The 12,543-nt window shown below is 49.2% G+C and carries 10 protein-coding genes; 6 read left to right on the forward strand and 4 right to left on the reverse strand.

Annotated elements, in window-relative coordinates:
- The first annotated feature begins 233 nt into the window (after positions 1-233).
- Positions 234-854 carry an NAD(P)-dependent oxidoreductase gene (locus PKO01S_RS12325; protein ID WP_127531647.1) on the forward strand — a complete coding sequence of 207 codons (621 nt, stop codon included), beginning with the start codon at positions 234-236 and terminating at the stop codon, positions 852-854.
- A 47-nt stretch (positions 855-901) separates the two neighbouring features.
- Here the strand turns inward: PKO01S_RS12325 and PKO01S_RS12330 are convergent, their stop codons facing one another.
- Entirely contained in the window at positions 902-2,926 is a 2,025-nt protein-coding gene (locus PKO01S_RS12330) for a right-handed parallel beta-helix repeat-containing protein (RefSeq protein WP_127531648.1), read from the reverse strand.
- A gap of 370 nt (positions 2,927-3,296) precedes the next feature.
- Here PKO01S_RS12330 and PKO01S_RS12335 point away from each other — a divergent pair, with 370 nt between their 5' ends.
- Positions 3,297-3,698 carry a VOC family protein gene (locus tag PKO01S_RS12335; RefSeq protein WP_127531649.1) on the forward strand — a complete coding sequence of 134 codons (402 nt, stop codon included), beginning with the start codon at positions 3,297-3,299 and terminating at the stop codon, positions 3,696-3,698.
- Between the two features lie 46 nt (positions 3,699-3,744).
- A complete protein-coding gene (locus PKO01S_RS12340) occupies positions 3,745-4,326 on the forward strand; it encodes a GNAT family N-acetyltransferase (RefSeq protein ID WP_127531650.1) in 582 nt (193 codons plus the stop codon).
- Positions 4,327-4,369: 43 nt separating this feature from the next.
- On the opposite strand, the gene PKO01S_RS12345 is transcribed toward PKO01S_RS12340, so the two are convergent.
- A complete protein-coding gene (locus PKO01S_RS12345; protein WP_127531651.1) occupies positions 4,370-4,831 on the reverse strand; it encodes an AraC family transcriptional regulator in 462 nt (153 codons plus the stop codon).
- 487 nt (positions 4,832-5,318) lie between these two features.
- Between PKO01S_RS12345 and PKO01S_RS12350 the strand changes: the two genes are divergently transcribed.
- On the forward strand, positions 5,319-7,046 hold the full coding sequence (locus tag PKO01S_RS12350; protein WP_127531652.1) for an extracellular solute-binding protein: 1,728 nt from the start codon (positions 5,319-5,321) through the stop codon (positions 7,044-7,046).
- Between the two features lie 86 nt (positions 7,047-7,132).
- Here PKO01S_RS12350 and PKO01S_RS12355 read toward each other — a convergent pair whose 3' ends face one another.
- A complete protein-coding gene (locus PKO01S_RS12355; RefSeq protein ID WP_127531653.1) occupies positions 7,133-8,779 on the reverse strand; it encodes a response regulator in 1,647 nt (548 codons plus the stop codon).
- A gap of 9 nt (positions 8,780-8,788) precedes the next feature.
- Complete coding sequence (locus tag PKO01S_RS12360; protein WP_127531654.1) at positions 8,789-10,498, reverse strand: sensor histidine kinase; 1,710 nt, start codon at positions 10,496-10,498, stop codon at positions 8,789-8,791.
- A gap of 240 nt (positions 10,499-10,738) precedes the next feature.
- On the opposite strand from PKO01S_RS12360, the gene PKO01S_RS12365 reads away from it, so the two are divergent.
- Positions 10,739-11,599: an ABC transporter permease gene (locus tag PKO01S_RS12365; RefSeq protein ID WP_127531655.1), complete on the forward strand. Its 861-nt coding sequence runs from the start codon at positions 10,739-10,741 to the stop codon at positions 11,597-11,599.
- A 56-nt stretch (positions 11,600-11,655) separates the two neighbouring features.
- A complete protein-coding gene (locus PKO01S_RS12370; RefSeq protein WP_127531656.1) occupies positions 11,656-12,534 on the forward strand; it encodes a carbohydrate ABC transporter permease in 879 nt (292 codons plus the stop codon).
- The last annotated feature ends 9 nt before the right edge of the window (positions 12,535-12,543 follow it).

Below are 12,543 nucleotides of genomic sequence, written 5' to 3' on the forward strand. Positions count from 1 at the left end.
CATAGCGATCTATGAGAAGGTGTTCATATTGAGCTTTTCAATAAAAGTAGTTTCAGAACGGTTCGGGATATATATGGAGCAGTTTGCCGGCGGCAGCTGCTCCATTTTTCATTAAGCCTACGGGCAGTTTCCCTAAGCCTCACTAAATAGAAGCCCCTATTAGTTGATATAGACGATATAATAACTTTTAATTACTGAGTCATATTTGTTTTCGTAAGAGGAGGTTCGTTCGCATGAATATTTTAATTTTGGGGGCAACTGGACGAGTCGGAGGTCACATCGTTACTTACGCCCTTCATGACAGACATCGTGTTACTGTATTAGTTCGCACTCCGGAGAAGATTCAAATGAACAATGAGAAGCTAACTATAATACAAGGAAATGTTCTAAATAAAGATGATATCGTACGTGCAACACATGGGATTGATGTAGTGATTAGCGCGTTGAATACGGACGGGACAACTACTCTATCAGAAAGTATGCCGCTACTTATCGAAGCAATGAACAACGAAGGTATACAACGAATTATAACTGTAGGAACTGCTGGCATCCTGCAAAGTAGAACCGCCCCTAATTTACTGCGATATCAGTCAAGCGAATCAAAGCGGAAGACAACCCGTGCAGCAGAAGAACATCATAAAGTTTACGAGATGCTGCAACAATCAACACTCGAATGGACGATTGTCTGTCCTACGTATTTGCCGGATGGAGAAAGCGTGGGTAACTATCGCGTAGAACGTCATTTTTTGCCGGAAGGCGGCGTTGAAATATCTGTGCCGGATACAGCGCAATTTACATATAGCCAAATAAACAATAGTGACTTTATCCAATCACGTGTGGGTATCGCCTACTGATATAAGAGGAGGATCCAATCATAAATGACTGGATCCTCCATAATAAACTAGAACTCAAAATCAATGGTACCATTGTCGGTCAATTCAAACGGACCGGGTGTGACATCTGCATCAGGTCTCTTTCTTCCGAACAAGTCGGAGTCGAGACGATATGGAGTGCTGTCCGGTTCCTCATACTTCATATCGGCGTGATAAGTTTTGCCAAGCAGGTCAGTGGTAACCAGCATCGCAGAGGCTCCCCGAAGCCATTCGGGCTCATGGATCTGAATTTGCACCTTGCCTTGCGCAGGATTTATCTCAACTTGTATGCCCTTCTGCGCATATATCTTCGCATTGGATTCATGACTGCTTGGAACCGCATTGTTCAGATATAAATTCCCGCCCATAGCCACCGGAAGAACTGCATTTCCGATAAAGAAATCCTTGGCGGCATCGCCAAGCTCAATAAGCTCCTCTCTGGTGTATTCCCACCATTTCTTATCTTTTACATCAGGGTGTTTGTCGTAACCCCCCAGTCCCACAGCATGAAGATAGCAAATGGAATTGTCCGGAACACCATCCATGACCGTCTTCCCGTCTTCTCCAACGGCATCCCTTGGTTTAAGTGGTAGATGCTCGAAAAAGGTTATTGGAACAGGCTCCTTATTAGCAGCATTATCCCCTAAGAAGATATTGTTGTAGTATCGGTCATCGCCTCCAGTGATATTGGAGTACCCTGCCATTGCCGTCTCGTGGGGGAAGTGATACGGCGTAATACGGGTAATCTCGGAACGAACTACAAATCTGCCTGCAAACAAATTATGGGCAAAAGCTCCGCCCTGCGCCATATTTCTGAAATTCATGGGAGAGAGGAACAGATTGTGATCGACCATATACGGACCATGGCAAACCTCAACGAATAAGTCTTCAGAAAGGTTGTCATAAAATACATTGCGGCTGATGCGGGTGCCTTGTGCCTGCCAGTCAAGCCAAAGCGCACGGTAACAGCTATAGATTGTATTTTCACTAATTTGAGTATCCAGGGAAGCATGCAGTTTGATTCCTGCTACTTCGGCACCGTGTCTGAGTCGTTTGTGGTGAATATTGTAAATACGGTTCTGATAAATGCGGCTGAAGGCTGCCCCCATATGACCCACAATACCTGCCTGTTCGCAATCATGAATCACATTACCTCGAACGACGTGACTGCCGATTCTATCCTTATGCCAGCCGGAACGTAATGCCCGCAGAATAACCTCCTGCTCACGTTGAGTACCGCCTTTAATATGCTTGTCCGAAGACTTAGTGTGGCCCGTACCGATTTCGGTACCTAGGCTGATGCCAACGCATTTGGATTCACTGATCGTATTGTTCTCAATAATCCAACCCTTGCTCCAGTGAGGTCCGATCAAGCCTTCCTGGTAGTCAGTAGGCGGCGCCCATTGAGGAGAGGCTTGACGAAGAGTGAATCCGCTTACAGTAATATAGTCAAGTCCTGGTTTCTCAGGCCAGAAGCAATAAGGACGGACATTAATTTCTACATTTTCCTTACGAGGATCCTTCCCGCCGAAATTGGCCCAGATTTTGGTCGTCGAAGAACCAACTTCAGCATGCCATTGCAACAGCGAGTCCTCGGGATATTTGGCTTCCGGCCAAACTTCGGGCTTATGAACCTTTTCAACACTATCGCATTCATACAAAGATTTGCCATCCAAATATACGTCACCAAGATGAACCGGGAAGGGCCCGTCAAACACCCAGTCTCCGCTCAACTCCACTTCAAAGGGATTACGAACGGAAAACATGGAATTGAGTACTTCCGTGCTCCAAACATTGTCTCCTTCAGACTTCCAGTCGGTAATTCGTTCAGCTCCTGTAATGACTACTTCTCCGTCTCCAGCGGATCGATATATGATTCTATGCTCCGCTGTTCCTCCATTAGCCGGGTTAACCCATTCCCTGTATACTCCGGCATGAACGACAACCGTATCGCCAGCCATGGCAAGAGCCGCAGCTCGTGATATTGTACGGAAGGGCTGATCGGATGTTCCTTTTGCCTGATCATTCCCATGTATGGAAACATGATATTCCATATAAACGCTCCTTCTTTCTACCTTATAAAAGGCAGGCGATGTATAAAATTATTGTTGTATAAAGCTATAATACATTTCCTTAATGAATGCATCTACTAGTACAGCAGTATTTTCTTTTTCTTTTGGAATATCACTGTTCATCTGACCCAATATTTGAGCTAGTCGCTGCAGCGGATTGGATAGGGGTGAAGGAGGGCCCGAACTCCCTCGGGAGACGATAGCATAACGACGAACTGACTGCCGATTAATCGGGGGCTTGTTGCGCTAAAGAGCAGTTTTATTGGAAAGTGCATATCCAGGGAAGGAATTTATTGGGTTTAAAGCGAAGATAATCTTGATTTGATATGATTCTTATTTGGGAGTGTTCACTATGTCAGAGATTATCATTAATGGTTCTTCTTTCGTCCTGTTAGTCAAAAATATGGAACAAACCGTTCAGTTTTATTCCGATTTAGGTTTCAAATATGAAGTGATCGGCGACAAGGTGCTTCACCACCATGTTTCGAGAGGTAAACTGACTCTTATTCTTGTTGAGGCTAAAGAAGAAGATGAGGTGAAACCAATCAGTTCCAGATATGAGGAACAATATTTTGATGTATTTTGTTATACGAATGCAGTTGATTTGATAGCTCGAGAAATAATGGAAAAAAATATAACCATCGTTAGAGAACCGAATTACACCAATCATTGGAGTGAGTTTACATTCCGTGATCTCAACGGCTATCAGATTACCGTCGGAGGAGACATTGTAAATAAAGAACTTATTTCGTGATAATGATTAATGGAAAACGTTTAGAGTTGGCCCTCAGGAGGATCATATGAGCAGCTTACAAGATATGAGCACAAGCATCTTTACAATTGAGTGCAGGGATATCATTCTGAGGGAGTATCAGGTTGAGGACTTAGACGATCTACAGAATGTTACTTGGCAACCTCACTTCTATGAATTTTTAATAGATTGGAATGTATCCAAGGAGCAACGGGAAGATTGGATCAAGAATTATGAAATCCCAGATAATGAACGGTTTTTAGAAGCAGTATCCAAAGACGGAGAAATTGGAGAACTGCGTTTGCGATTGGGTATAATATCTAAAGAATCTGGGCGGTTTATAGGGGTCTGCGGTACAGCGATGTTGGATAAAGTATCACCTCCCAATAGAGAGATTTATTATGGGATCTCTAATGACCACAGAAATAAGGGATACTCTACTCAAGCTGCAAAAGGATTAATCAAATATTTGTTTGATCATACAAACGTTGAGGAACTTATTGCTATCGCTCAGATACGTAACCTTCCATCGAATAAAGTGATACAAAATTGCGGGTTTGAATTACAAAGCGATATTGAAATCGAAAATAAGAAATTCAATTATTACAAACTTAGAAAGAACCGGCTGTAAAGCAGGAAACTAAGGGGCTGCCACATGGCAGCCTTTTAACTTTTCAATGAACGTCAGCCACAGGCACACAGATCTCGCAATAATCGTTGAGCAGCATGTCACCTGCGTATCGTTCAACGATCGGTCTATTATCCAATATGAACCCGCTGCTGTGCAGGTGGGCAGGAATAGTGTGCCACGCCTGTTGAATGTCTTCCGCTGTGTGTTTAACGGTATAAATCACATAGTTACCGCCGTTAAAAACATGCTCGCCGACGATGGGTTGATCGAGCGTGAGGTCGCTAGGAATGACGATGCACGCATCATACCGGCAGTTCTCGGGAGGCGTCGTCTGCGGGTTGTCCTGCGGAATGCCAAGCAGGATCGCCGATTCAGTAAGCAACTGGCGCTCTTGCGCCCATTCTTTTAATTTCCCCATGGCTTGGAGGTTCCCCGGACCATACGGCCCGGTCTGCCTCACATAGGCGAGACGGTATTGCGGCAATGTTTCGAGTTTGAATTCCATAGAGTATCATTCCTTTTTATACTATATTTGGTGCAATTCGAATGCTAACATGATATAAAATAATATTCCAATTGGAAATTTGTACGTTACGTAGACGCGTCAAATAGGTGCGTTTGGGCACCTAAGTGGCCCGAGGTTGGCGTAGATGCGTCAAATAGGTGCGTCTGGGCACCTAAGTGGCCCGAAGTTGGCGTAGACGCGTCAAATAGGTGCGTTTAGGCACCTAAGTGGCCCGAAGTTGGCGTAGATGCGTCAAATAGGTGCGTTGCTACGAACGGGACGTTAGTTTTTAAATGTAATTAACTGGTCGATTGTATCGTTTAAACATACCAAGTATGATGAGAGGGATACAAATTTTAAGATACATATTCAATTTGCAATATGATAAAGAAGTACAACTAATGTTGCAATCTTAGTATAGGCTGCCGAAGGCGAACTCCTTAATATTAGCGATGTAAGCTAACTGATCTCACAGGGGGAAAACCAGATGAACCAACTAAAAAGAAAACGGCTGCCAGTAGCGCTCATGGCGGGCATGGTGTCGATCATGGCCGTTGCAAGCGGATGCGGCAGCCAATCATCTGACAGTAAGCCACCGGCGCAATCGGCTACGGGCGAAACGAACAATACGGGCAGCGCGAATACAGATAACGGCAGCGGCTTGAAGGACGGCAAGTTCGATCCGCCGGTTACGATCACCTATTTGCGTCCTTGGGGACCGGACGTGAAGTTCAAGTCGGGCGAGGACGAGAACAATAACGTTCATACGAAGTGGGCGCACGACAAACTGGGGATTGATTTGAAAAATCTATGGACCGCGCCTTCGACGAATAACGCGTTCGAGACGAAGCTTCGCCTGACGCTTGCGACGAATGAAAAGATGCCGGACGTCATTTCGTACCGGGGCGATTTCAACCTCGTTCGGGAGCTGATCGATTCGGGCATGTTCATCGATGCGGGCGAATTGTTCGACAAGTACGCCAGCCAGACTTGGAAAGATGCGATGAACGAGGATCCGACGGTATGGTATCCATACATGGAGGACGGCAAGCGGATCGGTATCCCGATTCTGGACTATGCGTATAACGGCGATCCGGTCATGTGGATTCGCGAGGATTGGATGCAGAAGCTGGGCCTGTCCGCTCCGAAGACGCTGGACGATCTGGAGAAAGTGATGGAGGCGTTCACGAACCAAGATCCGGACGGCAATGGCAAGAAGGATACGTACGGTCTTGCAATCGGCTTCAAGAACTGGATTAATACGTGGATGTCGGATGCGGGTTGGGTATTCGGTGCCTATGGCACGATGCCGAACCAGTGGAACAAGAAGGCGGACGGCACGCTGGAGTACGGCTCGGTAACGGAAGGCGCGAAGCAAGCGCTCGGCACGCTGCAAAGCTGGATGTCCAAAGGCTATCTGCCTCAAGAGGCGGGGTTGTACGACGAGGCGAAGGCGGCGGAAGACTTCACGGCAGGCAAAGCAGGTATCGTCGTCGGCCCGCACTGGATGCCGGCATGGCCGCTTGAGGACGTTAAGAAAAACAATAAGGACGCGCAGTACAAGGCTTATCCGATCCCATCGGGTCCAGACGGCAAAGCGGGCAGACGCGGAACGCCGAATGGCAACGGCGTTGTTCTGATCAACAAAGACATGGCTAATCCAGAAGCGTTCTTTACCTATCAGAACTACCTGTTCGACAACTACGCGAACCCGAAGGCCGGCGGGGAATTCGAGAACGGTCTGGCGGAAGGCTATGATTATGCGATGGTGGACGGCAAGCCGGTGACGGATGTAGCCATCACGGGCGGCTATGCGCCGGAGAAATACACGCTTACATTCGATGGTGCGCGTATTCCAAGCCTGAACATGGCGGCATTGTCCAAGATTGCGGGCGGCGAAGCTCCGTCAACGCCGTTTGAGAAAAAGCTTGCCTCCAGCACGTCGAAGGCGATGCTCGAAGCAGCTTCGATCGTAATGAGCCAGAAGGACATCGTTATTCCGTCCATGTTCACAGGTGCGCCGACGGCAACGATGCAGACGAGCAACGATATTCTGGCTAAGCTGGAGAAAGATACGGTATCGCAAATCATTTACGGCAAGCTGTCGCTTGATGCATTCGATAAATTTGTCGACAAGTGGAAATCTTCCGGCGGCGACCAAATTACGAAGGAAGTCAACGAGTGGTACCAATCCGTTAGCGGCGGAGCAAAATAAGAATCAGATAGCCGGCGTAACGAAGAAGCCGATGCCCAAGGTCGTCATTGACCTGAGGCATCGGCTTTTTGCTGCGCTTATCGACGTTAAGTTTGCGCTTGATCGCGGTATTCCTGCGGCGTTACCTCGAAAAACTTCTTGAATACGCGAATGAAGTAGGCGGTGTTGTTATAGCCAACCGCCTCGGCAATCTCGAGCACTTTGGACGGTGTCGTGCGGAGGAGGAAAGCCGCCTTCTCCATTCGAAGCCGATAGACGTATTCCGTCAGCGCTTCGCCCGTTTCGGCCTTGTACACCTTCGACAGGTATACGGGATGCAGATGGACATGATCGGCAATCGCCGGCAGCGATACGTCGCCAGCGAGACGGAAATCGACAAAGCTGCGGACGCTGCGGACAATGGTGCTATGATTGTCCTTCTGCTCTTGCACGGCATCCTCCTTGATACGGTGCAGAATCCGGATCGACCAATCCATCAGCTGCGTTGCCGTGGTGTACGTCGGCGTACGGAAGTATTTCACCTCTTCGGGCGGCAGCATGTTCGACAGCTGTCTGCCGTTCTTATGAATAATGTACGCGAAGGCGCCCGCGAGCAGATGATACGTCTCAATGAGCTGCTCGGAAATGTCCTGGCCGGCATCTTCTTGAAGCAAGCCGCGGAAGATGTGCAGAATCTTATGCTCCACGTCCTCGAATCGTCCTGCATCCAGCAAGCTGTGCAGGGTAGGGGGCTCATACAGCGGCCATACGGTATGCACAGATCGCTGCGAGGATGGCTCAGGGGCCGAGGTGACGAACAAGCCCTGGCCTTGTCCCATATGCCTGCGCATAGTGACGACCGCATGCTCATACATTTGCTGCGTTTGAGAAGGGAACACTCCCCAGCCGCCGACGAGAACGGATATGCCGCCCTTCAGGTATGTGTGTACGTTCGTCTGAATTTGAGCGGCATACCGCTCGAGAAGCAGCTTCGGATGCTGCTTGTCGGACGGATAGGACGATCCATTGACGCTGCGCGGCTTGACGACGAACACGATATATTCGTGAGCATCCCTCGTATGCCAGATTTCATAATCGCCGTGCATCAGCTCGTTCACGATATTGCAGATTGCGTATTCCATCAGCGCAAGATCTTGGACGGGAAGCTCGGCGAAATACTCCTCCATCCGAATAAGCATCATGCCGGTATGATCGCCAGCGGCGAAAGGCAGATCGAGCAGCTTCATTTTATCGGCTAACGAGCTGTCCGAGTACGACTTGCCCTGCAGGAGCTCATTGAGCGTATTCGAGCGGAGCAGCGGCAAATTTTCTTGAAACGCATACAGCGCCTTCCGGACGGAAGCGACTTCTGCCCACTTGCTGCGAATTTGATCCCCGACGCGCTTCACGGAATGAATCAGGTCATCGTCGCTGACGGGCTTGAGCAAATAATCGAACGTTTGCTGCGTAATCGCTTGCTTCGCGTATTCGAAATCGGCATAGCCGGACAACAAAATCGAACGAATATGGGGCCATCGTTCATGCAGGATTGTAATGAGTTCAATGCCCGACATGCCAGGCATGCGGATATCGGTAATGACGATATCGATCGGATGCTTGTCCAGAATGTCCAGCGCCATTGCGCCGGATAATGCCTCATGCACCGTACCGATTCCGCATGTCTCCCAGGGAATCGTCTCCGCGAGCGTCTCCACCACCCAACGCTCATCGTCTACCAATAAAAGCTGCAACATTTGATTCACCTACTCTTTCTTATGGTCTTTCCAAGTAATCACGGTTCGGACTCCGCCTAAGCTGGAGCGGGAATAGGACAAGCCCGCCTCCTCGCCAAAAAGATGGGTCAGCCTTTGATGCACGTTCCACGTCCCGCAGCCCATGTTCTCGTCAAGCGGCTTGGTCAAATTGCGCTGCAGCTGGGCCAATGCTTCTTCCGTCATGCCGACCCCGCTGTCATCGACCGTAATGGTGCAGAATCCGTCCTCGTACGTCCCGGCTATTCGAATCGCGCCGCTCTCGGCCCGTGGCTCTAAGCCATGAATAATCGCGTTCTCGATGACCGGCTGCAGCGTTAGACGGGTTATCGACTTATCCAGCAAGCAATCTGGAATATCGATCGTATAAGTCATGCGCTCGATCCGAAGCGATTGAATGCTTAAATAGTTATTCACCATGTTGAGCTCGTCCCGGACCGTGGCGAGATCGTTCTCCGAACGGGTAATGTACCGGAAATATTCACCCAGATTGAGCGACATGGCGACGACGGCCTCTTCGTTCCTCATGCGCGCCATATTTTTGATAAAGAACAGGCAGTTGTACAGAAAATGCGGATCGATCTGGGATTGCAGCTGCTTCAGTGTCGCTTCGCGCCGCCGCAGCTTCTCTTCGTACACGTTCTCGATCAGCTCTTGAATCCGCCCCGCCATGATGTTGAAGCGGCCGATGAGCAGGCTGAATTCGGAATTTCCTTTCGGACTGAGCCGGACGGAGAAGTCACCCGACGATACCCTCATCGTGCCTCGAACGAGCTGCAGGAGCGGAACTTGAACGCTTCGGTAGATGGCGAATACGACAACGAGACTCATCACGAGTAGGACTGCGATCGACGAATAGAACAGAGTGCGGCTATTCGTGATCGGGCTCAAAATACGCTGTACCGGCACATAGTCGACGTAATACCAATCCAGGCTTGCCGACCTCATGTACGACACGTAATATTCGGTGCCGCTTAGCTTCGTTTTGAAGCCGCCGTTGTCCGACAGCGATACGGTGTTCAGCTGCTTCGCCAATTCCGCGATTAAGCCTTCGTTAGCCGAACCGTTGCGGAGCGTTCCGAATCCGGCATGGAAGAGAAATGGATCGCCGCTATTGTTCACTTTGTTCTGGTCGAGGAGGGCGGTCAACTGACTGACCGGGAAGCTGATCTTCGAGATGAGCCGCGCGCTGCCCGGATTGGACCATGCCGAGATCGGATCGGTCGCGTACCACGTGAAGCTGCCTCCCCCGAAATGCCAGGTGCGAGGGAACGGCTTCGAGAACTCCTTCTCATCGTATGTATACGCGTTGTAATAGTCGGTCGAGATGACCTCGCTTTTGCGCGGGAAATAAAGCGTAATAACGGAATGCCAACGGCTCGCCGCCGTATACAGATTCATTTTCTCCAGCACAGCGCTGCTCAGCTTAACGTGGTCATACGAGTTGCCGGTGTCCGGCTGTTGAAACTCTTGGATGCTGGAGTCCTGACCGATCGAGACGCCATATAGCGAAAGCTGGTAAATATTCGATTCTACCTGCGAGGCGAACATCGACAGCCGGTTGTTCGTGTTGCTTTGAATCTCGTTCTCGATAACGCTTACACTTTCTTCGCTGGAGTAGGTGTAGAGCGAGATGACCGGGATGAGAAGCAGCAGGACGAGGAGTGAGATTTTGGTGAAAACATTAGAACGCCACCGCATGAGGATGCATCCTCCATTTAGTTAAAATATCAATACTGTTGTTGCAATATTAGGATATAGTCCGGGAATTACCGTTGCTATAATAAATATATTACAAGTGATGTGGGATGAAAAGAAAAATATTTGTAAGAACATGGAGGTATTTAGTTGAAAGAATTAACAATAAATCGAGAGAGTGAACAGCTGTCTTTGAAAATAAGTAGAAAAAAATGGGATATTAAAAGAAATTGGCCGTTACATATGATGCTGGTTCCTGCTATTATACTGACGATTGTTTTTCAATATTTACCGATGGCCGGCATCGTGATCGCGTTTCAGGATTTTAAACCGTGGCTGGGCCTCACCGGCTCCAAGTGGGTGGGGCTGGACAACTTCCGCTTCCTGTTCAAGTATCCCGATATCGACCAGGTGATCTGGAATACGTTCATTATCGCTTTCTTCAAAATGGCTGCGGGCTTGGTCGTTCCTTTCCTGTTCGCCGTTCTGCTGAACGAAGTGCGAAATATCGGATTCAAGCGGATGACGCAGACGCTCGTATACTTGCCGCATTTTCTGTCGTGGGTCATTCTGGGCGGCATATTGCTCGATATATTGGCTCCGGACGGAGGAATGGTGAATAAGCTGGTCACGGCGCTCGGGGGCAAACCAGTATTTTTCCTCGGGGACGGGGATTGGTTCCGGGTGACGATTATCGTCAGCGACGTATGGAAGGAGTTCGGCTTCGGGACGATCGTGTTCCTGGCTTCGCTGGCAGGCATCAATCCGGCCCTCTACGAAGCGGCGGAGGTCGACGGCGCGACGAGGCTGAGGCAGACGATTCATATTACGTTTCCTGCGCTGATGCCGATGGCGATCGTGCTAGGAACGCTGTCGATCGGCAATATATTGAATGCCGGGTTCGACCAAGTATTCAATCTGTACAACCCGCTCGTATACGAGAAGGGAGATATTATCGATACGTTCGTCTACCGGCTCGGCATCTTGAATGGCAAGATGAGCTTCGCAACGACCGTTGGCTTGTTCAAATCAGTCGTCGGCACAGTTCTGATCGTTCTATCCTACCGGCTGGCTTATAAGCTTGCGAACTATCGAGTGTTCTAGAAGAGGTTCAAGCGTCGTCTTCCGATGCGGTTAACTATTTAGGAGGTTTATATTTTATGTACCACAAAACGCTTGGATACCGGCTGTTCAGTGCAGGGAACTATTTGATGCTGGGGGCCATTGCACTGCTGTGCGTTCTTCCGATCATTCATATCCTTGCCGTTTCGTTCAGCAGCATGGCGCCGGCCTCTTCGAACCTTGTCGGCTTCTGGCCGAAGGGATTTACGACGGATGCTTATGAGAAGACGTTCGGCAATACGAACTTCCTTCAATCGCTGTGGATATCGGTGCAGCGAACGATATTGGCGACTGTTATCGGCATGGTGCTCGTCCTGCTGACGGCATTTCCATTGTCCAAAGAAGAGCACGCGTTCAGAGGACGTTCGATATACATTTGGTTTTTTGTCTTTACGCTGTTGTTCAGCGGCGGACTTATTCCAAGCTACATTCTCGTACAAAAACTGGGCCTGATGAATTCCATCTGGGCGCTGATTCTGCCCGGTGCGGTATCGGTGTGGAACATCATTCTGATGATGAACTTCTTCAAGGGACTGCCGCGGGAACTGGAAGAGGCGGCTTACTTGGACGGAGCGGGCCAACTGAAGACGCTCGTCCTCGTCTTCGTCCCGCTGTCCATGCCCGCAATCGCGACGCTGTCGCTGTTCACGATGGTGTATCAGTGGAACTCGTGGTTCGACGGCATGATCTACATGTCGGATACGAAGCACTATCCGCTAGCTTCGCTTCTCCAGACGATTATCGTGCAGCAGGATTTCTCCAAAATCAACGTCGATCCGAAGCAACTGGAGAACATCTCGCAGCGTACGGTACGGGCGGCGCAAATTTTCATCGGGGCATTGCCGATCCTGCTCGTTTATCCGTTCCTTCAACGGTTTTTCGTTAAGGGCATGGTAATTGGGGCAGTGAAAGAGTAGTTCATTTTG

Origin of the sequence: Paenibacillus kobensis NBRC 15729 (assembly GCF_004000825.1) — a bacterium.
GTDB lineage: Bacteria > Bacillota > Bacilli > Paenibacillales > Paenibacillaceae > Paenibacillus_T > Paenibacillus_T kobensis.